The 24509-nt window shown below is 57.3% G+C and carries 13 protein-coding genes; 5 read left to right on the top strand and 8 right to left on the bottom strand.

Translation table 11 applies throughout. The annotated features are described in order from the left end of the window. Positions 1–9: 9 nt before the first annotated feature. The 4 genes from YUA_RS0124260 to YUA_RS0124245 form a co-directional block, all read right to left on the bottom strand. Entirely contained in the window at positions 10–1017 is a 1008-nt protein-coding gene (locus tag YUA_RS0124260) for a GDSL-type esterase/lipase family protein (RefSeq protein ID WP_027533012.1), read from the bottom strand. Positions 1018–1112: 95 nt separating this feature from the next. Beyond that, positions 1113–2948 (bottom strand): carbamoyltransferase, encoded by a 1836-nt coding sequence (locus YUA_RS0124255; RefSeq protein WP_027533011.1) that lies wholly within the window; start codon positions 2946–2948, stop codon positions 1113–1115. A gap of 3 nt (positions 2949–2951) precedes the next feature. Beyond that, positions 2952–3104, bottom strand: coding sequence for a DUF5989 family protein (locus YUA_RS51185; RefSeq protein ID WP_197965731.1), 153 nt, complete (start codon positions 3102–3104; stop codon positions 2952–2954). Between the two features lie 7 nt (positions 3105–3111). Further along, the gene (locus YUA_RS0124245; RefSeq protein WP_027533010.1) at positions 3112–3513 is read right to left on the bottom strand and encodes an SxtJ family membrane protein; all 402 of its coding nucleotides are present in this window, start codon (positions 3511–3513) and stop codon (positions 3112–3114) included. An 887-nt stretch (positions 3514–4400) separates the two neighbouring features. On the opposite strand from YUA_RS0124245, the gene YUA_RS0124240 reads away from it, so the two are divergent. The 4 genes from YUA_RS0124240 (at position 4401) to YUA_RS44940 (ending at position 9335) form a co-directional block, all read left to right on the top strand. Then, complete coding sequence (locus YUA_RS0124240) at positions 4401–4829, top strand: hypothetical protein (RefSeq protein ID WP_156947216.1); 429 nt, start codon at positions 4401–4403, stop codon at positions 4827–4829. A 103-nt stretch (positions 4830–4932) separates the two neighbouring features. Further along, the gene (locus YUA_RS0124235) at positions 4933–6285 is read left to right on the top strand and encodes a coproporphyrinogen-III oxidase family protein (protein ID WP_027533008.1); all 1353 of its coding nucleotides are present in this window, start codon (positions 4933–4935) and stop codon (positions 6283–6285) included. Between the two features lie 17 nt (positions 6286–6302). Further along, a complete protein-coding gene (locus YUA_RS0124230; RefSeq protein WP_198029500.1) occupies positions 6303–7247 on the top strand; it encodes a methyltransferase domain-containing protein in 945 nt (314 codons plus the stop codon). Positions 7248–7622: 375 nt separating this feature from the next. After that, on the top strand, positions 7623–9335 hold the full coding sequence (locus tag YUA_RS44940) for an outer membrane beta-barrel protein (protein WP_035971746.1): 1713 nt from the start codon (positions 7623–7625) through the stop codon (positions 9333–9335). A 787-nt stretch (positions 9336–10122) separates the two neighbouring features. Here the strand turns inward: YUA_RS44940 and YUA_RS0124215 are convergent. Then, positions 10123–11523 (bottom strand): MATE family efflux transporter, encoded by a 1401-nt coding sequence (locus YUA_RS0124215; protein WP_027533006.1) that lies wholly within the window; start codon positions 11521–11523, stop codon positions 10123–10125. Beyond that, positions 11516–17947, bottom strand: coding sequence for a non-ribosomal peptide synthetase (locus YUA_RS44935; RefSeq protein WP_245285248.1), 6432 nt, complete (start codon positions 17945–17947; stop codon positions 11516–11518). The genes YUA_RS0124215 and YUA_RS44935 overlap by 8 nt, the downstream gene beginning before the upstream one ends. Before the next feature lie 518 nt (positions 17948–18465). On the opposite strand from YUA_RS44935, the gene speD reads away from it, so the two are divergent. Then, positions 18466–18858 carry an adenosylmethionine decarboxylase gene (gene speD / locus YUA_RS0124205; RefSeq protein ID WP_027533005.1) on the top strand — a complete coding sequence of 131 codons (393 nt, stop codon included), beginning with the start codon at positions 18466–18468 and terminating at the stop codon, positions 18856–18858. A 181-nt stretch (positions 18859–19039) separates the two neighbouring features. Here the strand turns inward: speD and YUA_RS0124200 are convergent, their stop codons facing one another. Beyond that, positions 19040–22135 (bottom strand): MexW/MexI family multidrug efflux RND transporter permease subunit, encoded by a 3096-nt coding sequence (locus tag YUA_RS0124200; RefSeq protein WP_027533004.1) that lies wholly within the window; start codon positions 22133–22135, stop codon positions 19040–19042. 466 nt (positions 22136–22601) lie between these two features. Next, positions 22602–24428 carry a glutamine--fructose-6-phosphate transaminase (isomerizing) gene (gene glmS / locus YUA_RS0124190; RefSeq protein ID WP_027533002.1) on the bottom strand — a complete coding sequence of 609 codons (1827 nt, stop codon included), beginning with the start codon at positions 24426–24428 and terminating at the stop codon, positions 22602–22604. Between the last annotated feature and the right edge of the window lie 81 nt (positions 24429–24509).

The following is a 24509-nucleotide window of genomic DNA, read 5'->3' as shown; positions in this document are numbered from 1 at the left end:
AGGATTCCTTCAATTTACAGACCCTCGAAAGTCTTCGGGAATTTGGGCCACCAGGACTCTCATAATTGAGTCCGCGTAGAGTCCGGCCGCTTTACCGTTTGGGTGGGAGTCTGTCTTCGTGACCCAGAGGGACTGTGGGGCTTGATTTTCCACAGCCGGAAGAAGGTCCAGAAATGGTATACCGAGCGCTTTCACCTTGGAGGCAACGAGACTCGTTATATCCTGAAATGGATATGGGGACAGCTCGTGCAGTTCCGGGTAGTTCACAACAATGAGTTTGATGTTTCGCGCCTTGCAATAGCTCGCAAGTTCTTTCAAGGCAGCCTGTGCAACCAACCAGCCGGGTTCATTCTCTTGGTAGAGACCGCGGTAAAAGTGCTGCCAATCAGCCTTGCCGAAGTATGTTCGCATAAGGGCATCGAAGCGACCCGCGATGAATGCTGCCGAATAGAAATGCTCTAGAAGGAAATTCTCCGTCCTTCGCGGTGTTGGCTCTGCGTCATTGATAAAATAGTTCAGCACGACGATGTCAGGCTTGTATACGTAAGCCTTTTTCATGAAGTACGTCGCTTCCATAGCTGTGTTGGCATTTCCAATCCCAGCATTTATGACCTCGAATGTCTTTTCCCTCGCGTTCAGCAATCTTTCCAATCGGTATGATGTGACGTCTTCAGGTCTTGCGCCCCATCCAAACGTCAAGGAGTCGCCCAGCATCATGATTCGAACTGTGCCATTCTCTTTCTCCACGGAATGTTCGCGATCGCGCCAACCTGCTGAGTTGATTGTCACTGGCACCCCCATGTAAACCCCAGCCTTTCCAGGGCTATGTTCGTGCCCTGCGCCGGGTACGTCACTAACCACTTTCAGGTCTTTCGCGTAACGCCACATTTCGATGTCAAAATTGGTGCCGTCTGCCTGGGTTAGACGCACATAGAATTCCAGTAGGGCGACCGCCGTAATCAGGCTAGTAGCGATTGAAAGCACTCCGAAGATTGCGTTTTTTGTTTTGACATCCATGTGGATGGTTTTCCTCGAAATGCGCGCCGAAATCGTTCGTAAAGGAGGTAGAAATCACGACGGCTGCCGGGCGCACAGCTTGAACGCGTCGCGTTCTAATCGAGTTCATAGCAACGACGATAGTTCTTCATTAAAGTTCTGCTCTGGTCTTCCTTCCGTAAGAGCGAATTGCCGACGGCCAGCATTTCGATGTCCGTCCCCATGAAACAGCGGAACGCATCCTCTGGAGTGCAAACGATCGGTTCTCCTCGAACGTTGAATGAGGTGTTCACGAGAACAGGGCATCCGGTTAGTTCCTTGAACTTCGATATCAGTCTGTGAAACCGCGGATTGGTCGTGCTGTGCACAGTCTGCACGCGCGCGGAGTAGTCCACGTGTGTGACGGCCGGAATTTCCGCGCGCACGACGTTCAATTTATCGATACCGAAGAGCTGCTTTTGCTTTTCCGACATCGGCAACTGCTTGGTGCTCAGCACGTCGGCCACAAGGAGCATATAGGGGCTGTCGGAATGAAGCTGAAACCATTGCGACACGTCCTCTCGCAAAACACTCGGCGCAAATGGGCGGAACGACTCGCGATACTTCACCTTGAGATTTAGCTGCTTCTGGACAGTCGGTGAGCGGGGATCAGCAATGATGGAACGTCCGCCGAGCGCTCGCGGGCCGAACTCCATCCGACCCTGCATCCACCCAACCGACTTACCGTCGACCAGAGCATGTGCGACACTGTCAATCAGTGCTTCATCGAATTCGGCCGTGAATACCGCGCCGGCCTTTCCTAGACGCTCTTCGATTTCGCGCTGACTGAACTCCGGTCCGAGGTACGCGCCGTTCATGCTGTCGCCCGCATGGATGCTCCTCGGCTTTTCAAGCATGAGATGGTAGGCAGCCAGTGCTGCGCCCACTGCGCCGCCGGCGTCGCCAGATGCCGGCTGAATCCAGATGTTGTCGAAGAGCTCTTCCCGCAAGAGCTTTCCGTTCGCCACACAATTAAGCGCCACTCCTCCTGCGAGGCAGAGATTTCTCTGGCCGGTTGTGGTCCGGATTTCTTTTGCAAGCCTTAGGACGACCTCTTCGGTAATGGCCTGAATGGAGGCCGCTAGATCCATCTCCCTCTGCGTCAACCCAGTTTCCGGGCGCCTGGCCGGGCCACCAAATAGCGTCTCGAAGCGACTATTGGTCATTGTCAGTCCGGTACAGTAGTCAAAGAAGCTCATGTCCAGGTGGAATGACCCATCCTCCTTGATGTCGATCAGGTGCTCCTTTATCAGTTGCACATACTTTGGCTCGCCATAGGGCGCCAGTCCCATTACCTTGTACTCACCGGAGTTTACCTTGAAACCGATGTAGTACGTGAAGGCTGAGTACAACAAGCCAAGCGAATGCGGAAAGTGAATCTCCTTGTAGACTGATAGTTCCTTTCCCTTACCGATCGCAAGCGAGGTGGTCGTCCACTCTCCGACACCATCCATCGTTAACACTGCGGCTTCGTGAAATGGCGACGGGAAGAACGCTGACGCTGCGTGACTGAGATGGTGCTCTGAAAAGCGGAGTCGGCTCGACCAATCAACATCATTCCCGAGGTGCTCGTTCAGGGCCTCAGCAATCAACGTTCTTTGAAACAGCTTGTCCTTTAGCCAAACCGGCATCGACGTTGCGAAACTCTTAAATCCCTTTGGCGCGAAAGCTAGATAGGTTTCAAATATCCGCTCGAATTTGCTAAAGGGCTTGTCGTAGAAGACTACATAGTCGACGTCGGCTGGACATAGCCCTGCAGCGCGGAGACAGTAACGAGCCGCACAGGCAGGAAAGCCTGGATCGTGTTTTTTCCGCGTGAAGCGCTCTTCCTGCGCGGCAGCTACCAGTTGGCCGTCTGAGACGAGACAAGCGGCAGAGTCATGGTAGTAAGCTGAGATACCCAGGATATTCACTGGTCAGAACAGCGTGTAAACGAACGGCGCCATGACAGAGCCCTGCGCCAGAACTAGCAGAGCGGCTACGACAACCATGAGAAGAATTGGGGGGGCGAGCCACATCTTTTTGCGAACACGCATGAAAGCCCAGAGTTCCTTGATGAAGAGAAACATATGCGCCTCAGAACTGGTGTGTGAAGGACCGACCTGTCGGGCCTGGCGGGCTACGACTGATCCAGTAACTTGCGACCGGTCGTCGCTTCAAATGAAGCTCATCGCGCCCGAGCAAGCGAGCGATGAAGGCGATCGGTACTAGAAGCCCGAAATACATGATGCCAAGAACCAGCGGGCTGACGATCCGTCCGAGCAATTCGCCGAAGTAGAACCAGAGTAGGTTGGGCGGCGCGAGCATTCGCGGGACGATCAATGCTAGGCCGCCGAATGCGACACCAACCGCAAACAGCGACACGTAAGCGGCAGCGACTTGTCCCTTGATGGCCGCGCCTGCGCCCAGCGCAAGAAATACGGCGCAAAATGTGAGGCCGAAGCGTCGATTGGACGGCAGTTTGGCCGGCACTCTCATGCTATGCCCCCTGCTACGTATCGTGGCTCACAAGAATGGCCGATACTCCGATACTGTGGCGATCTGAGCCAGAAGTCCGGACGACATTATTCCAAGGGCGATTGCTCTCGCGACGGTTGCGTTCGTCTCCGCGACGTCGAGCCAGCTTGTGTTGGATGGCTACAGACTCGCTGTGACGTGGACGGGTAGCGCAGCCCCTGATTTCTGCGACATTGCCAGTGGAGACGGTACTCATGCTCTCCTCGGAGTTCCCGGTTGGCGTTGACAACGCCCGGTCAGGGCTTGGCAATGATCGTGCCAAGACTGCATCCGAGAAAAACTCCGTGCTGTGAAAGCAGATAGTGCGCGCGAGCGGCCTATCAGAACGTTGTTGTGATCCCGACCTGGCCGCAGACCGCTGTTACAAACCCGACAACATCGGGCATCAACAAAGCGTGCGTTTGCTGGTGGTGATGACAGTCACCAGCGTGCGCTCACCAGCACAGCATCGACTTGGCGATTGTAGAATCGATTCGTCCGGATCGAGGTCGTCCGATAAAGGTCGAATGTGAATCGACAGACGGACGCCTCAGCTTCTCATCTGGCAAAGCAGCCGCAGGAGCGTCAGCATCGCGCCGCTCCAGGCGGCGGGACGGGGATCGACTGCCGTCCGTTTAGAGCGATTAACAAGGACGACCGCTTAACCTCAGGCGCCCGGCGCCAATCCCGCCGCCTAGTTCAGCGACGTCTTGACAGGCATCACTAACGGACAGCCAAATCGCGTCGGCGAGCTACACCACTAAAGACCTCAAGGTGGTGGCCTGAGAACGACGGAGATTCTTGGATATCCGAACATGATCCGCTACGTCGGGTGACCGGAGTGCCTAGGTGCTTAGTCCCGAGGTCAAGTGGATCGGATCGCGTCGCATCCGCGACACGTGATGTTCGGCCGACTTGCCGCTGCGCTCGCAGTTAAGCTGTTGAACAAAATGCAGAACGGCTCTTCTGGGACCCGTCTTGCGCAGTTGGCACGACTCTTGAGTTTCTCTCATTACGGGGCGGCAGGAGCTGCCAACCGGCCTCACTTACTGATCTTCGCATTTGAGAAGGAGCCGACAACGAAGACCGATATGTCACCCTTTGGTCTCATCGAATTAACTCCTGAAAAAGGCGACCGCAACCTCGAAAAGGTGGACTTGACCGTTTATGGGAGCAGTTGGCGGAATGGCGGCGCAGCAGTCGCTGTAGCCATGCGCGCATTTGGTTTCTTGCACATAAGCCGCACGATTCGATCGAAGGACATAAGTGGCGCAAACGCAGTCCTGGATACGGTTTAGCAGCTTCCAGGGAAACTGCTGATTGTCATAAGTAATGAACTTGTGGCGCTCGGGAAGACGGCGTTCGGGCATTCATCTGCTTCGGCAATCAACGGGTTAAGCCATGGATCGTCTGGACTTTCTTCGGACAAATATAGCGAACAAGGAGCTGCCAACCTATGTCTACGGCTATCCTTCGAAGCGAGTATACCGGGCTTTTTCCCAGCCCCTCCGCATGACTGATGTCGTTGGGCAGGCCAATCGCTCAAAGCAAATCAACATCTATATCCATATTCCGTTCTGTCGCTATCGCTGCACCTACTGCACGCTTTTTCTTACAACGCGCCATAGACGGGAGACCCGGGCGTTTTACGTCAACCGACTGGTGGAGCACATCGCTCGATATGGAGAATATTTCGGAGATCGAGAGGTTGTAAGTCTCTATTTCGGCGGCGGCACTCCAACCCTTCTGACGCAGCATCAATTCGGTGAGCTTTTCGCCGCCCTCGATGTAGCCTTTCCAAAACGAAGCTCGCGATGTGAGACTACGATCGAGAGCACGCCAGACTCTGTCGACAACAACCTCCTGGATTGCCTGAAGGCACTTGGCGTCGACAGAATGAGCATGGGCATCCAAAGCATGGAACCCGGCGAGCTTGCGCACTCTGGCAGGCCATACTCGCTCCAGACTGCAGAAGCGGCAATCAAAGCCCTCATCGCGCGTTTTTCTCACGTCAATCTTGATCTGATCTTCGGCTTGCGTGGTCAAACCCGTGACTCTTTGATCTCTTCGCTTGGCCGGGTGCTCGACTATGAGCCGCAGACTCTCTCTCTGTATCCCGCTGTTGTTCGTCCGATGACGAGCATCACTATCTCGAAGGCGCACAATCCCGAACTATTCCTCTCTGAGGCGGAAAAGTATGAGGTCTACGATCAGAACGTCGCCCTGATGGCGTCCAAAGGTTACCGCCAGGAATCCTTCACACGTTTCACCAGGATCGCTGGCGATCATGCCTACCGGCAGGAGGTGTCGGATTTCAAGGGAACGCCCCTGCTAGGACTGGGGGCCGGCGCCAGGAGTTATTTTGGCCAATATCATTGTAGCACGGACTATGCCGTAGCCTCGAGTGCGGCTTCGCCCATCATCAACGCCTTCTCGGCTCGCCCCTTCGATCCCGACGCGATAGCATCGCACGGAATCAGGCTGACGCAGGATGATCTTCGGCGTCGTTACGTCCTGCTTGGCCTCACGTTGTCAGCTTTGAGCAGAAGTAATTACGCTGCAGTATTCGGACGAGCGCTCGCGGCTGATTTTGGCGACGAACTCAAGGCCCTTGAATCTCTGCAACTCGTGAATTTGGCAGATGGTGACGCTTATCAACTGACTCGAACGGGGTTTAAGTACTCCAGCATCATAGCTCGGATGTTTTACTCGGGCAGGATGGCAGCCCTCGAGGAACAATATCAGGCAGCGTAAGGTCAGGCATGCAACAGATGGCGAAGGATTCACACTTTTGGTGGGACTCGGGCTACGCCGACCACGACGTCTCGTGTATGGGGGGTCCGAGTCCCGAAATCTTCGAGATAACCCCAGCTCTGCGCGCCAAGAGTGTGATTGTCGAGCTGGGTTGCGGCGAGGGGCGCAACGTCCTCTATTTGGCTCAGCTTGGTCATCAGGTCATCGCAAGCGATATATCTGAAGCCGCTGTCTCCAAACTGAATCGGCTCGCAGGCGCTCTTGGCGTGAATATAGCGAGCGGTGTCGCTGCTGTTGAAGCGTTCCAGTCGCCTGCTTACCTCGACGTCTTTATAGCGCACTGCGTGTTGCATTTCACGGAGCGGGCCGTCTGGAAACCGCTCGTGTCGGTCTTATTGGATCGGACACGGCCTGGAGGGTTCCACTGCTTCACCAACACGCTCGATCAAGCAGACCATCCTATCCCTGAGGAGAGTTTGGCCTGCGGTCACAAGAAGTCATTCTCGCGTGGAGAGCTTGAGGCTATCTATGCGAAAGCCGGCTGGGAGATCTTACGGTCCGATCATTACATTAAATGGGACTCGCACCCCGGCATTCCAATTCATTCTCACTGCATCGAGAAGGTTGTGGCTCGTAAGCCAGTTGGATCTGAAAATCTCCCGCGAATGAGAGCTGAGCCCATCAAGGCAGCCGGAGTGATTCCGGCCAAACAGTTTGATGCCTTGAAACTTGGCACACGACGCGCTGCCGCAATTGACATGTTCGGGCCGCCGTCAGGCGGGCAGATGATGACAATCGCTCAGAAGACAGTTGGAGGCAACAATCAAGAAGCCCTAGCCGATGGCTACGTTCGTGAGGATATGATCTATGGCGATCACGGCCTTCAGTTTGTTAACGGTACGCTTGCCGGCAAATATCGATACTTTACGCCCCCAAAGCGCTTAATCATTTTGGATGCGTGATCCTCGAATGGAAGCTCTCATTGGTGGCCTCTGGCCGTTGAGCATTGGCTATGCCGTCACGTAGGTAAACGCAATCGCATTGTGCGGTTTCGGCGAGCCTGGAGCAACGAACCACTTCGAAAACGAGCGGTGACGTATTCGCTCTGGACTGGCCGAACATGGGGCACACGCGCTTTGTGTCGGTCTGCATACGCATCGCGTTTCGAATCCGCCATCCTTGAGAGGAAAGGACGACATCGCCAACCAAACCGCAGGCAATGCGCGTCGTGTGCATTGGCGTAGATCCTGCACACCTAGGCGGCGTGGAAGCGGTGCCAACAACATCGGCCATTCGGGCTTGGAAGATGGCGCGCGCGTTGTGTTTCGTGAGGTGAGATGCGATCTGGAATTCTTTCTTGGGGTGCAGCAACAGCTGCGCTCGTTGCAAGCGGTGCGGTCAATTCGGCGGATATTAAGCCCGCAGTAAAAGTCTCATCGGTGCTGTGGAGCTGGACCGGAGGATATTTCGGCGCGCACGTTGGCGGCGGCTACGGCCGGACATCATTCAGTGATCCTTATGGTCCGTCAATCTATGGGGATGTCGTCGATACCCCTGTGTTCTCGCTGGGAGGTCAGATCGGCTACAATTGGCAGATGGACCGCTGGGTTTTTGGTGTTGAAGTGGATGCCAGTGGGGCCGCGTCGGATGGCACGAACACCTGCCTTGCCGTCTCCGGATCGGTTGTAAGCGCAAACTGCAATGCGAGTCCAAACGTCTTTGTCACCGGGACCGGTCGCCTGGGTTATGCGTTTGGCGCGCAGGGCCACACGCTGGTTTATCTCAAGGGAGGCGTGGCCTGGCAACACAATCAGGGCGATGTCGCCAACAACAACGAATTTCATCACAAAGGCCGCCCGAATGGCTGGGCGCCGCAGAATGCCACCCATTTCGAATATGGTCGGGCCGGTGGCACAATCGGCGCCGGCGTCGAGCGAGCGCTCACGCCTGCATGGTCCGTTGGACTTGAGTACGATTATCTGTGGTTCGGCGGACCGAGTGTGGCAACCCCTTCGACTGTACAGCTTCCGTTGGCAACGGTGCCAGCCAACATCACCAGCCTGTCCAGCAGCTATCACGTCGGCAAAATTGCTCTGAACTACCACTTTGATGCCGACTCACGGACGCCGGGATGGTCCGACGCGCCGCTATACGGGGCAACGCCGCCCGTCAGCGCGCCGCCGATTGCCTTCGCGCAGGGTTGGTCGCTGGAAAGCGGCACACGGTTATGGCTGAGTCGAGGAAGGTTTCAATGGGACGTCGGGAGCGAGCTCGTATCAAGGCTCACCTATCACAAGCTGGATGCGATCTCCGGTGAGTTGTTCGAACGCGTGGATAGCCCTTGGGGGATATTTCTGAAGGGCAATATCGGCCTCGGGCGCTTCAACAACGGAACTTTGAATGATGAAGATTGGGGCATTGCTGACAACATCGCCTATTCTAACACGACATCGGGCCAGGCGAACGGAAGGTTCATGTACTACACGGCCGATGCGGGTTACGATTTCTTGCGCGGTCCCGCCTTCAGGGTCGGCGGGTTTATGGGCTGGACCTATTACGGCCAGAACTCTGACGCGACCGGATGCACGCAGATCGCGTCGTCTTCAGCGCCATGCCGTCAAGCAGTCGGCGGCAAAACGGTCATCGGCAGCCAGGACACCAATTGGAATGCGCTGCGCGTCGGCCTCAGCGCCGAGACCACGTTGCTCGACCGTTGGCGCGTCAGCGCTGATGTTGCTTACCTGCCTTGGACAGACTTCCAGGGCCGCGACAACCATTTGTTGCGAGACTTGACGTATTTCAGCGATCAACGCGGGAGCGGTGGCGGTGGTGTGCAGGTCGAGGGAGTCCTGTCTTATTTCATCACCAATAATTTCAGCGTCGGCGTCGGCGCCCGCTATTGGGCCATGTGGACTCCAAAACATAGCGAGGTACTCCCCAATCAAGCCCAAAAGGAAGACAGCCCTCCTGTTGCCGCGGGGACCTTTCCTGCGAACTATCGCATGGAGCGATGGGGCACGTTCCTGCAGGCCTCCTACAAGTTTGACTGAATTGTTCGCTCGCCAATCTAGGCTTCGGAAGCGGCGACTATAGGTGACGAAGTCGCGAATCCTGGTGCGCGAGTCGGGCGGAGACCGAGAATAGAATTGCAAGCTTTCGGGCCGTTCGAGCCCGAAAGCTCGCATCGATTTGCTGAAGCTGACGGCGAGGCGCCATGGGGTGGGTGCAGCGCTCCCAATTCTTTTTGATGTCGGAGCGCCGTCCGCACTTCGGAGTCACTAACTCTCTGCATGGGGGGACGTCTAACGCAGTCTACCATTTTCAGGTTTGATCCGTCCGCCACAGCCCGCCATTCTTAGCGGTTGGGAGGGCTCATCTCGCGGCATTGGCTGGAGTATCGGTCCCCACAAGCGTTGCCGTCAACCACGGCGTGTATCCATTCGGCGCGCAGGCCGCAGTGTCACCGAGCGAGCAGTCCACGGTTTTCTTTGTAGAACCTGATAAGCTCGATCAGTTTTCTGGTCGGTGAACGCCTTGACGCCGTCCGTCGACGCCACAGACTCAGATCACTCCGTGCTCGGTCCCCATTTCTATCGAGATGTAGCCAATCTTCGTCTTCACGGAGATCCGAAGAGCGCGTCCCGAAGCAGCCCTCGCGAAGCTCAGCCGCACGAGCACCGCAAGTGAACAGGCAGATGGGTACCACTATAGCTGCATGGCTCTCGCACATCACGTGCGTCACTTCTTGGAGAGCAACACCCGCGCGGCTATGTAGGCTCAATGCTCTAGACCGCGATGATGTCCGCTGTCAGGTCAACATGCGACCTCGATCGGGCTTCAAGTAGTGTGCCGGCGCGCTCGTCTGAGCTCAGCAAACTGGTGGAACATGACAAACAGTGCAATCATTCCAGCACCCAGCTCAGCGATTGCTTGACTGGCCAACAGTCCGTTGAACCCCGATATGACTGGCAACAACAGTACGGCCGGTATGAAGAAATAGCCGTGCCTCGCCAAGGACACAATCACACTAAGGCGGGCTCTCCCGAACGACTGAAGCATCACCGTCACGAAACTCTCAATACCAAAAAGCCAAAAGAAGAGATGGAAGATGATACATGTCGAGACGGCAATTTCCGTGACGTTCTCGCTATCGCTGAACAGCTTGACCAACGGTCTGGCAAAACTCACAACGGCCGCAGAATATGCAACCGAGAGTGCGACACTCATGGAAAGCATGAGCTTTGCGGCCTTCAATACGCGAGAAAGATCGCGTGCGCCCCAACCGAAACCCAGAACAGCTTGAGAGCCCATACAAAAGCCGGTGACAGGCAATGCGCCGATCGTCAGCAATCGCACAGCTATTCCGATAGCTGCAATGCAATCGTCCCCGAACGGCGCAGCAGCTCCGTACAAGAGCATAGACGCAATGGCAGATAAAATGCCTGTCATGGTCGCTGGCGCTCCTATAAGCGCGAGCTGTCTGATGCGACTTATTCGCAACGAGATGTAAGATATTTTGACGAGGACTATCCCGCGCAGCCTCGAAAAATGCGCGATATAGAGGCCAATGGCAGCGATCTGAGATACCAATGTTGCGAGGGCTGCGCCTCGCACACCGAGGCCCAGTAAGAAGATGAAGGCCGGATCGAGCACGGCGTTCAGGATGAAGGCGGTAATCATCGTCCACATGCTGAAGCGTGTGTTGCCCTCGGCTCTAACGATGAAGCCGTTGACGATGTTTAGAAGCATCAAGGTGTAGCCGAACAAGAGCGTCGCCGCATAGTCGAGCGCCACGGGCATGATGGTTGGAGTTGCCCCGAGCGTTACGAAGATCTGTCGCAAGTTTAGCAGTAGAAAAGCCGTAAGCATGATGCCGATTGGAGCGGCCAGGGCCAGTGCAGTACTCGCGCCTCTACTCGCCTCCAGGTACTCACCAGCACCAAGATGACGAGATATGAACGAGGCTGTTCCGACACCGATTCCCTGACCGACTGCCGTCAGCAGAACCACGACAGGCAAGGTCATGCTGACAGCTGCGATCGCTTGCGCGCCAAGTGCGCCAACAAAGATCGCATTGACGGCCTGCTGTACCGCGTTGATCGATAGGCCAACAATAGACGGAATTGCGAGCCGCAGGATAAGTCGCGACAGATTGGCATCCGATAGATCGATGTTCTTCTTCTTTGCCATCACATCTCGAACGCTTTCGACGACCACTTCCGCAGCCAGCTCATTCATGGATGACAGTGTCGCCGGCTCTTCCGAATTCGCTGATCGTCAGCAATAGCTCCTGTTGCAACACGGTGCAAAAATTGTGGGTCACCTCATAGTTTGTCTGGATTGGGTCATACCTTGTTTCGATCTGTAGACGGCCGGCTTGATATCCGACATCGAACCAGAAGAGGTGACTCGCGGCCGCTTCATCCATGTCTTCGCCGATCCAGATTGGAGACGGTTCCTGGGTTAGGAGGCGGCGCGGAAAATGACGCTGCAAACCCGCTCGATAGTTCAGTCCAATTTTGGGTAAGGGCAGACGATCGATCCGGCTCCGCACGGCTGGATCTCGGTTTAGGAATTTCAAGGCCCGAAACCCTATTCCCCTGCGCGGTAGGACATTGCGCTGGCGGTTTATTGAATGGGCACGATCGGGACGGGGCTCCGTTCCGGCAAGACTCAAGGAAAGCGGAACGAGTTCGCTGATATGACCAATGATCTGCGATGGATCAATATCTTCAAACAGCCGACCTCGGGTCGAGGTAAGGCTATCAATCCAGAGCGAATAGTTGCCGAAAACACGTCCACAGGCGCCGGATATGGCGGCAAGAAATACGTCGATGTCCTTACAATGCGCCGATCTGGCTGCAATATTGAGGAGATCAGCTGTCGCTTCGTTGCCAATCTCCAGATGATGCTTGGCCTTGTCTTCCCAAAGGGATCGGCAATTCGCGTCATTCTTGCGGCCTTCAAGGTGTGCATAATGAAGCTCTCTCGCGGTCACGTCCGAAAAACTCGCGCCGCCCGATGAGGCGTCGCTGACGTCCAAATTGAACTGATCGTGGTCGATCCCCTCCCAGTATTCGAGTTCGGCTGGCGCTTCGCTGTTCGCGTAGTGCTCAAGGCGCTTCAACCATGAAGAGAGCATTTGCATGTTCTCGGGACTACTCACGGCGTGGCCCGAGCTAAGGGCGTCGTAAGCCGAATCCAATGCTTCCAGGAACAGTCGATAGCCTATGCCGTCTGCTACGAAATGATGCATCAGGACCAGCAGATAGTAATCGCCTCTTTCCGAGGTGCGGAACACCGTGACATTAATAAGAGGCGTCTGGCCGTCAAAACGAAATATATGTTGACGTCTTGCTGAGATGCTCTCGATTGCCTTCCGCTGCCGCAGGCTGGTCATTCCGACGAGATTGATCTCCTCCACGAGGCGTTCGGCCACCGAAGCTGCAATCGTCAGACCTAGTCCATCGTCGGTTCGGGCGATACGGATCCTGAGGCCTTCGTGCCTATCCATGACATGGGCAAGGGCGCGCTCCAGCAGCCGAATGTCCAGGATCCCGCCGGGCAGGAAGAACAGATCGCCTATGTTGTAGTGCTCATCGAAGCCCACAAGAGGCTTCCAAGATGCGATTGCGGGGGTCACTGGCAACGAGCCATCCGCGGAAGGGGCGGTATGGAGTGTAACCGTCGCTCCATCTACCGCCAATTCCCTAATGGTCGGCGTTCGATAGAGTTGGTCAACAGTAAGATTCAGCCCGGCTGTGCGCGCTAGCGTGACGCAGCGCACGCTCAGAAGAGAGTCTCCGCCGATATCAAAGAAGTTGTGATCAATTCCAACCCGCTTAGCGCCTAATAACTCCTGCCAGATCCCGGCAAGAAGACGCTCCTTCCTCGTGCGGGGCTCAGCAGATAGACCAAGCCCGACGTCGCAGTAAGGAACGGACAACAGGTGAGCACGATCAATCTTTCCGTTCGCCGTAAGGGGGATATTGTCAACCAAACGAAAGGCGGCGGGAATCATGTAGGACGGCAATGTGTGGCGCAGGTGGGCGACAATATCTTCAGAGCATAGCCTGTCGCGCGCGGGAACCACGCTGGCGGTCAAGTGACGATGGTCATCGATGCCATCTGCGACGACCGCGGCCTTTGCGATTGCCGGATGAGATTCAAGGGCCTTTTCGACCTCCTCCAGCTCAATGCGATAGCCCCGTACCTTGATCTGGTTGTCCGACCGGCCGCAAATCTCGAGAAGGCCGCTGGTTGAGATCCGTGCGATATCGCCACTTCGATAAAGAACGCTGTTTTGTCCGTCATCATAAGGATTCGGCACGAAACAACGGTTTGTCCGTTCCTGATCCCTCCAGTAGCCGGCGCTTACGCAGCGTCCCGCGATGCAGAGTTCGCCGACGGCTCCGACAGGGACTCTCTTCAACCTGTCATCGAGCACGTAGAGCTTGACGTTATCGATTGGGCGCCCAACGGGGACGAGCGACGAGCCGTCGTCGGCATCCGATGTTTTGTAGACTGAGGCGTTGGATGCACATTCCGTTGCGCCATAGAAGTTCCACAACGGCACGTCCGGGAAAGACGCACGCCAGCGAACGGGGAGCGAGGACGGCATCGGTTCCGCGCTGCTGGTGACCAACCGCAAGGAAGTGGCGCGCCGCTGCCGTTCTTGGGAAGCAATGAGGCCTGTCAGGAGTGACGGCGAGGCAAATAAGTGTGTCGCGCGACGTCTCGCCAACGTGCTCAACAACAGATCTGGATCCAGCAACTGCTCCTGGGTCAGAATCAGCGTGGATATGCCTCTCAGAAGCCCCCCGAAATATTCCCAAGCGGACGCAACAAGTGATGCGGACTTCTGGACAACCATCACGTCGGTATTGTCGAAGGGAGCGCTTCGCCACATCCAGTTCAGTCGATTGAGAATTGCCGATTCCGGTATAAGGACCCCCTTCGCCTTCCCGGTTGAGGATGACGTGTAAATGAGGCTCGCAATTCCCTGATCTGATGGTTTGGCGCTACGCTCAGAATGGCGCGCGGGCGTGCCGCACCCTTCCAGGGTCAACAGGGAAATCGACGGCATCTCAAAACCAAGGTCAATGGCACTTGCGTGAACCAGAAGCTTTGGCTGACTATCTCGCAGGACGTGTTCGATCCGTTCACGCGGATAATCCGGCGATATGGGGACAACGATGGACCGCAAGGCTCGTACCGCAAGTATAACAGCGGCCACGTCAGGCGACCGGTCGACCAGCAAGGCGACCCTGTCGCCAGCCCGCACGTCAGACGCCTCCAGTAACGACCTGATTGCTGTCACGCGCTCACGCAGATCGCCGAATGTAATCTCACCGGAATCACCAAAATATGCAACCTGGCTGCGATGAGAGGCGCTGATTTGCTCGAACGCTTCGACAAGTGGACATTCAGTCGCGTATGACTGCGCCGAGCCATCCAGCGAGTCCAGCATAACGACATCGGTCGCGCTGAGGCAGCTCAGATCCTGAACGGGCGCAAGCGGATTATCAACGCACGCTGCAATCAGGCAGCGGAGATTATCAGCCATACGGCCGATGAGATCGCTGGACAATATGTCTTCGGCATATGCTAGCTGGAGGGCAATTTCATCACCCTGATCTTGTGCGTATAAGGTCAGATCGAATTTTACATAGCCGGTGTCGTATTCGCGGAATGTCAGATCCAACTCTTGTTGGCCAGGTGGCTCCGCAGCCTCGGAGTACATGTTGAACATGACCTGGAAGATCGGCGATCGTCCCGCTTCGCGATATAATCGGGAATCCCTTACCATCCAGCCGAACGGATATGCCGAATTTGCGATAGCATCGCTGACCAGGCCCTGGGTGCGCAAGGCATGAACCGCAAAGGACTGACCGACATCGATCGCGGAACGGATTGGCAGCATATTCAGGAAGAAGCCGACGATGTCGGCACTACCCGGTTGATCCCGTACGACGTGCGGTATGCCGACGATGACATCGTCTTGACCGCTATACATCCTCAGCAGCAGCTGGAAGCACGCGAGAAGGGTTGTCGACGTGGTGCACCCATGTCGACGCGCAAACTCCCGTACCTGATTGGAGAGCTCGCTGCCAAGCAGCACCGCATGCGAGGCGCCGCGGTGGGAATTAGTCTGCGGCCGCGCTTGTCCTGTTCCAAGCGAAAGCACCGGCGGATCATCACCAATCTGACCGCGCCAATAGCTACGTTGGTTGGCCAGCGCCTCTGGAGCCGCGTGCTGTTTTTCCCAGACCGCGTAGGTCGAAAGTGAGGCCCGGTTCTTTGGCAAAGACGTCGCGGCAGGTAGGTACGTTTGCCGAAGGTCTCTGAGCAGAACAGAGATCGACCAGGCATCGACAATAATTTCGTGAGCGGTGATCAGGATCAGATGGTGGTCGGGGCCAAAACGGATCATGCGCCCGCGAAACAGATTGCCCTGGCTGAGATCAAAGCTGCCGTTCAGCTCTGTTCGCCGCAATTCTGCGATCAACTCCAAAGCTTCCTGCGCCGACAGATGAGATGCGTCAGCCAATTCAAGATTTGCACATTGCGGAGCATCAAAGAGCTGAACCGGACCATCCTCATCGATAAAGCGTGCAGAAAGTGCCTGATGGGAACGAACGACATCGGTCCAGGCGCGATTGAACGCGGCCAGATCGATGATGCCTCTTATTCGCAGGCCGCCTTGAATGATGTAGTTCTTGGCAGACGGATCGAGCTGGGAGAGAAACCATAGGTGTTCCTGAACTCGCGTCAGAGGCGATCGCGTAAGCTTTCCGTACGCGGGGCCTATGCACGGTTCGGACTCGCCTCGGGGCGAGATCGAAGCCGCAAGAGATCGTATCGTTCCATTCAGGACTAGCCTGAAATCCGTTCTCACTCCGAGTTCGGTCTGCAATTGGCCCAATATGAGCATTGCCCGTAGCGAGTCTCCGCCGAGGCTTATGAACTGATCATTCACGCCAATGTTCTCAATGCCCAGAACACCTGACCAGATTTGACACAGCTTGGCTTCAACCTCTGTTCGCGGCCCCTCGAATGGCGTCGGCATTGGAGGGCGAACACTGGTCGGGTCCGGCAATGCTCCAAAGTCGACCTTTCCGTTTCTGGTCCGTGGAATACCGTCGACGTGGATGATCCTTTCTGGGAGCATGTAGGTGGGAAGCGCTTCGGCAAGAAAGTCCAAAAGCTCGCATTCCGTCACTTCAGCCGGAGCTGACACATACGCGACGATTCGTCTCGATCCAGTTTCCCCCGCGGCGCCGGTTATGTCTCGCGCCGTAAGCTTTGCGCCTGCGCAGACGGATGCCACCGCGACCGCGCCACGTACCAAGTGATGAGCGGAGAGACGGGCCTCGATTTCTCCCAGCTCAATTCTGTGCCCGCGGATTTTGACCTGACGGTCCCGTCGACCAAGACATTCCAAAAGGCCATCGGAACGAACGCGCCCAAGATCACCTGTCCTGTAGAGGCGCCGGAACGACGGGTCGTTCGAGAACGGGTTTGGCCCAAAGGCATCCTTGGTGCGGACGTGGTCATTGACGTAACCAGTAGCCACACCAACACCGCTAACGCAGATTTCGCCGACATCTCCCGTGTCGCACAGACGAGATCCATCCGTGATGTAGACCTCAAGATTCGCAATCGGCTTACCAATCGGGACATAAGTATCAGCCACCGCGGGCGGTACGGAAACCAGGTTGTGCGTAACGCCGTCGGCGCACTCGGTAGGCCCGTAGTGGTTTAGAATGGAGACATTTGGATATAAGGCAAGCCATGCGCGCGCCAGCCCGGGTGTTAGGGGTTCTCCAACCGTGGAAATAATCCGCAAACTGTCCAGAGCTCGCTCAGCCGCCGCAAGGCGCTGCAGATACTCAACAAATACTGCGAGCATTGACGGGACGAATTGAGCAACCGTCACGCCGTACCCTTGAATTGCTTTGAGAAGAGATACTGGTGACTTCAGTGTCGCATCATCGACGATCGCGATATTGGCTCCGACGCAAAGCCCTGCCAGAAGCTGCCACAGCGAGATGTCAAAACAATGCGATGCCGTCTCGGCAATGCAATCCGTTCGAGTGAGCGTCAGGGCATCAATTTTTGCCGCCAAATGATTGTTGAGGGCTGCACGCGCAATCATTGCGCCCTTAGGCTGGCCCGTCGAACCAGACGTGAACAGAATGTAGGCGTGTCCATCCGCGCTCGATGATGGCACGAAAGACGAAGGCTGGCGCTCACGCAGCTCCGCCTCTATCGGCATGAATGGGATGGTGCCTTTGTTGCTCGACTGGAACAGGCTGAGCGAATGCTGCTGGTCGGGACCGATAATCAAGGCACAGCGGCTCTGCTCAATTATGAACGATGTACGTGAAGCGGGTAACGATGGATCGAGCGGTAGGTACGTTGATCCCGCCTTCAAAATTGCGACCACCGCCGTCGCCCAGTCGAAGCCCCGCTCACCCCAATATCCTACGACAGCGCCCCGAGCGCCATGCTTTCGTAGCCTCCTTGCGAGGGCATCGGATCTTAGTCGCAGCGCCTCGTAAGTGAGCTCGTCTGCGCCGCTCCTCAGCGCAATTCTCTCCGGATCCGATCTTGCAATGCGATCGATCGCCGTGATCGCCTCGATCGATTGACGTTCCACATACGGATTTTTTTCGGGTATATCCCGGCTAGGCAAACGCGCCCCCCTTCATCCCTTCTGGCCGCCCTTAAATCAGAACACCGATGATCCTGATTGAGGGTATGCAATTGTGTAGCCCCCGGTATCGGCGAGCCACGATGTACCGTTTGTCCGTTTCTTGGCTTCCCGTCCTTTGCGTTCACCACTGTTTCCTCGATGAGGTCAGGGGAACACGGCCCGACGCTAGGACCTCAAATTTACGTTGGCACCTACCGGATCTTGTAGTCGACACGCGTCAGTCTGCATGGCACCCGCAACCAACGGGTGCCTGGATCATGGTTTGGTGCTCTCCTCACGAAAGCGGGCTTGGCGCTCGCCGGGCTGCGGATCCCTACGGCGCCCAAGCGGTAACACCGATTGCGAGCAACTGACTTGTGCCTTTGAGACGCCAAGTCCTTGATGCGGCATTGAGGTCATGAACCTACCGGCAAAACACGCCGCTCATGTTATCGAGTCGTCAATTCAATGGAGATTTCTTAATGATTATTGATAACGAACAAGAAGTACCACCGGGTCTGGCCACCGGTGCGACGCATATGCTCATCGAGCTATGGGGAGCGAAGAACCTCGATGATCCGGACCTTGCGGAAGACGCAATCCGAAAAGCCATCCATGCGGCGAGTGCGACATTGCTCCACCTTCATGTTCATAAATTTTGTCCAGGCCACGGCGTCTCGGCAATAGCCTTGTTGGCTGAATCGCACATGACTTTGCATACTTGGCCTGAGAGGTCCTACGCGGCCGTTGATGTTTTCGTATGTGGCGACAGCAATCCTGCGAGCGCCGTGCCAGTTCTAGTTGAGGCCTTTCAGCCCGAACGGTCGGACGTTCGCAGCTTCCGGAGAGGCGTGTCAATCGAGCCAACCGGTTGAAGCATGTAGTCGACCCCTTGGGTGAGTCGTCGAGGTCGCTGCCTCAATCGAACAACTATCTCGTGGCGCAGCGCCTGCCCAGTAGCAGCGGCCTCATCTCCGCTATAAACTGACGCTTGCGTCCGCGCGAATGCGCCCTGGCAATGACCATTGTCGCTTTGCATCTTCAATCGAGCGGACCTCAGGTCAGCCGCAGCGCCTTGGCGCCGAGGTCGAGATCGTTGACCTCTTTGTTCCGCTCGCAATCGGCCGCAGCGCGATGGTCCGTCGCCAGCACGACGTAGACGGCCGGCAGCACGAACAGCGTGAACAGCGTGCCGATCGACATGCCGGCCACGACCACGAGACCAATCGAGAAGCGGCTGGCCGCACCCGCACCGGTCGCGGTCAGGAGCGGGATCAGACCGGTCACCATTGCCGCCGTGGTCATCAGGATCGGCCGCAGGCGGATGCGGGCGGACATTTCGATGGCGGAGCGGCGGTCCAGCCGCTCATTGATCTGAAGCTCGTTGGCGAACTCCACCATCAGGATGCCGTGCTTGGTGATCAGGCCCACCAGGGTCAGCAGACCGACCTGGGTGTAGATGTTCATGGTCGCCACGCCGAAGAACAGCGGGATCAGCGCGCCCACGATCGCCATCGGCACCGAGATCATGATCACCAGCGGGTCACGCAAGCTCTCGAACTGCGCCGCCAACACCAGGAATATGATGACCAGCGCGAAGCCAAAGGTGATCGCGAGCTGATTGCCTTCCTGAACGTACTGCCGGCTATCGGCCAGATAGTCGTGGCTGAAGCCCTGCGGCAGCTTCTTGGCCTCGCCTTCAAGGAAGTCAACGGCCTGGCCGACGGTCACGCCAGGCATCGGCACGGCCGAGAACGTCGCCGAGTTGAGCTGGTTGTAGTGCGTCAGCGAATTCGGAGCGGTCGAGGTTTCGATTGACACCACCGTCGATAGCGGCACTTGCTGGCCGGTGTTGGTCGACACGTAGTAGCCGCCGAGCGATTCCGGCGAGAGCCGCTGAGCGCGTGGTACCTGGGGGATCACCTGATAGGAACGACCCTCCAGGTTGAAGCGATTGATGTAATTGCCGCCGCCCAGGAGCGCGAGCGCGCTGCCGATGTTCTGCATGTTGATGCCGAGGTCCTGCGCCTTGGCGCGGTCGACGTTCACCTTCACGGTCGGCTGGTTGAAGGCGAGGTCGCTGTCGGAGACGATGAACATGCCGCTCTTGCGCGCGGCGTCCTTCAGTCTCTCCATCTGCTCATAGACGGCCTGGAAGCCGGCGGTCGAGTTGATCACCATCTGCACCGGCAGGCCGCCCGGCCCGCCCGGCAGCGGCGGCAGGTTGAAGGCGAACGCCTGGACCCCCTCGATCTTGCTGAGCTCGGCCTGCACCAGCGACTTCAGCTGAATCGAGGAGCGCTGCCGTTCATCCCATGGCTTCAGCAGCATGCCGGCGATACCGTTCTGAGGGCCGCTGATGCCGTTCAGCACGAAGCGCAGATCGGTCTCGGGGAAGCTTTGAAATTTCTTGTCGAGCTTGTCGCCATAGAAATCGACATAGTCGATGTTGGCGTATTTCGGCGCCTTGATCACCGCGAACACGATGCCCTGGTCTTCTTCGGGCGCGAGCTCATTCGAGGTATGAATGTAGAGGAAACCGACGAGCCCGAGGATCGTCACCGCGAACAGCCCGGTGACGGCCTTGTAGTCGAGCGAGCGGTCGAGCCTGTGGCCATACCAACGCGTGATGGCGCCGAACACCCTGTTCACCAGTTTTGCGAACCGGCCTTCTTCGGTATTCTTCAGCAGCACCGAGCACATCATCGGTGACAGCGTCAGCGCGATGACGCCCGACACGACCACCGAACCTGCCAGCGTGAAGGCGAATTCACGGAACAGCGAGCCAGACAAGCCGCCGAGGAAGCCGATCGGAGCGTACACGGCAGCGAGCGTAATGGTCATGGAGATGACGGGCCCGACGATCTCGCGTGCACCTTCCAGCGCCGCTTGCACCGGTGGCTGGCCCTCCTCCAGATGGCGATGAATGTTCTCCACCACCACGATGGCGTCGTCGACCACGAGGCCGATCGCGAGCACCATGGCGAGCAGCGTCAGCAGGTTGAAGCTGAAGCCCAGCGCCAGCATCAGTGTGCAGACACCGATCATCGACAGGGGAATGGTGACGACCGGGATGATCACCGAACGGAACGAGCCAAGGAACAGGAAGATCACGACAATAACGATGACCACGGCCTCGCCCAGCGTCTTCTCGACCTCGTCGATCGACGACTGAATGAACTTGGTCGAATCGTAGGCGACTTTCATCTTCATCGACGGCGGCAGATTACGCTCGAGCTCCGGGAACAGCGCGCGCACGCCCTTCACCAGCGTCAGCGGGTTGCCCTGCGGCGTCGCGTTCACGCCGATGAAGATCGCGTGCTCGCCGTTGAAGGCGACGCTCGCATCCGTACTCTGGGCAGCAAGCTCGACGGAGGCGATGTCCTCCATCCGCACGAAGCCGCCATCCTTGGCTTTGACGATCATCTTCTTGAACTGCTCGACGTTACCGAGGTCGGTATTCGTCGAGATGTTCGAGACGATCAGATAGCCCTTGGTCTGGCCCGCCGCGGACTGGAAGTTGTTGGCAGCAATTGCCGAGGCGACGTCGGCCGGCGACACGTTGTGGCCGGCCATCTTCACCGGGTCAAGCCACAACCGCATCGCGAAAGTCTGGCCACCCAGGATATCGGCGGACGCGACGCCATCGATGGTCGACAGCACCGGCTGCACCACGCGCGTCAGGTAGTCGGAGATCGCCGAGCCGGAGAGTTCCTCAGAGGAGAAGCCGATATACATCGCCGCTGTGGTCTGGCCGGTGGTCTTGGTGACGACCGGATCGTTGGATTCCTTCGGGATCAGATATTTGACCGAATTCACCTTGGCGAGCACCTCGGTGAGCCCCTGGTTCGGATCGAAGTTCAGCTTGATGTAGACCTGGATCGTCGAGGAGCCGAGCACCGAGGACGAGGTGATATAGTCGACGCCCTCGGCGGAACCGACCGCCTGTTCGATCGGCGTGGTGATGAAGCCCTGGACCAGGTCCGCAGACGCTCCGGGGTAGACCGTCGTGATGTTGATGACCGTGTTCGAAAGCTTCGGATATTGCCGTATCGGCAGTACCATCGCCGCGCGTAGGCCGATCAGCAGGATCAGCAGGCTGACGACGACCGACAGGACCGGGCGCTTGATGAAAATGTCGGTAAAGGCCATCTCGGCGATCTCGAATTCGTCTGCTTGAGTGGGTGTGACCCGGCGTCAGGCCGGATCACGCGAGCGCGTTATCAGCAGCGCGGGGGCTGGAATGGCCGGTGCCGCTTTGGACGAAGTCGCTACGGCCGCACCCGAGTGCAGGGAGCGGGCCGACGGCGACGATCTCGTCGCCCGCTTCAGGCCCTTGCGTCTCCTGCTTCACAGTCCTTTGTTATCCGGTAACTTGGCGGGGGCGTCGACTTTCTGGGCGGACTTTCAAGCAGGGTGCAAGCGAAGCCACCATGTCGTCGGCCTCCTGAAGGCGCGTGTCGCGGACCTATTCCACATCGCCCCAGCTTCCAACGCGAGAGCGGCAGAAGCTGGCGCCTTTAACAGCCTCGGCTTGGCGGCGCCGGCCAGTCGTGAATGCTCAGACATAATTCTCTAGACCAGTAAGACCAGAAGCGATCGACGGCTCCTGTCCTCCCTATTCGACCGTCACGGATTTGGCGAGATTCCGCGGCTGGTCGACATCAGTGCCCATCACGACGGCCGTGTGGTAGGCTAGCAGCTGCACGGGGATCGCGTAGACCATCGGCGTGAAGACGGCCGGCATGTCCGGCAGGACGATGGTGGTGGACGTCTCCAGTGTCGCCTCTTCAGCGCCCTTGGCATCGGTCATGAGGACAATGTTGCCGCCGCGCGCTGCCACCTCCTGCATGTTCGAGACCGTTTTCTCGAATAAGCGGTCATGCGGTGCGATCACCACGACTGGCACGGTCTCGTCGATCAGCGCAATCGGCCCATGCTTGAGCTCGCCCGCAGCATACCCCTCTGCATGGATGTAGGAGATTTCCTTCAGCTTCAGTGCGCCCTCTAGCGCAATCGGGAAGCTCGTGCCGCGACCGAGATAGAGTACGTCGCGCGCTTTTGCGATGTCCCGCGCAAGCCTCTCGATCTGCGGTTCGGTGGTGAGCGCTGCCGCCATCAGGCGAGGAATGTCCACCAGGGCACGCACCAAGTCGATCTCCTCATCCTCGGACAGTTCGCCGCGCGCCCTGGCGGCCGCGACTCCAAGCACCGCGAGCACTATCAGTTGGCAGGTAAAGGCTTTGGTCGAGGCAACGCCGATCTCCGGGCCGGCCAGTGTCGGCAGCACGGTTTCGCTCTCGCGAGCGATGGTCGATGTTGGTACATTGACGACGGCAAGTGTGTGTGCGCCTTCCGCCTTGGCGTAGCGGAGCGCAGCAAGCGTATCCGCGGTCTCGCCCGACTGCGACACGAAGATCGCGAGATCACCTCTGCCCATGGCAGATTCGCGGTAGCGGAACTCGGAGGCGACGTCGACCTCGACCGGCACGCGGACAAAGCGCTCAAGCCAGTATTTCGCGACGCTGCCAGCATAGCTCGCTGTACCGCAAGCGATGATCGTGATGCGGCGGACGTCTCTGAAGTCGAACGGCAGCTCGACCGGCAGAGCAACGCGTTCGCAGGCTGGGTCGATATAGCGCGCCAGAGTCTGCCGGACCACCTCCGGCTGCTCATGGATCTCCTTGGCCATAAAGTGTCGATAATTCGCCTTATCAACCAGGAGCGACGACGCACCCGATTTCAGCGTCTCGCGGCGCGCGACTGCCCCTTCGGAATCGTAGATGACGTGGATCTTGCGGGTAAGCACGGCGCAATCCCCATCTTCAAGATAAGTGACGGCGTCGGTGAACGGCGCGAGCGCAATGGCATCGGAACCGACATACACCTCGTTATTGCCATAGCCGATCGCGAGCGGGGACCCCTTCCGTGCAGCGATCATGAGATCGTCGTGCCCCTTGAACAGGAATACCAGGGCAAACATCCCGCGCAGTCGCGGTAAGGAGGCTTTCACCGCCTTTTGGGGCGAGTAGCACTCCCGCAGATAGGATTCGACCAGGTGCGCCACCACCTCACTGTCAGTGTCGGAAACAAATCTAGCCCCATTCTGCTCAAGCTCGGCGCGCAACTCACGAAAATTCTCGATGATCCCGTTATGGACGACCGCGACATTGTCCGTCGTATGCGGATGCGCGTTGTACTCCGTGGGCTTGCCATGAGTGGCCCAGCGGGTATGACCAATACCGGTGTGACCCGCTAGCGGATTGCCGCGCAGGCTGGTCTCAAGATTCTTCAGCTTGCCCTCGGCACGCCGGCGCTCAAGATGATTGCCGTCGAGCGTTGCGACTCCCGCTGAATCGTATCCGCGATATTCCAGCCGAGTGAGCGCTTCGATCAGCCGCTCCGCAACGGGTTCGCGCCCCAGAATGCCTACAATCCCACACATACAGATCAACATCCCCCGGTTTGAAGAATAATGCTCTTAGAGCAGCTACGCTTTTCTTGAGACCTACGATTGAAGGTGCTC

It is taken from the genome of Bradyrhizobium sp. WSM3983, from assembly GCF_000473045.1.
Lineage (GTDB): Bacteria > Pseudomonadota > Alphaproteobacteria > Rhizobiales > Xanthobacteraceae > Bradyrhizobium.
The sequence above is the reverse complement of the archived record's forward strand: the minus strand, read 5'-3'. Positions and strand labels throughout refer to the sequence as shown.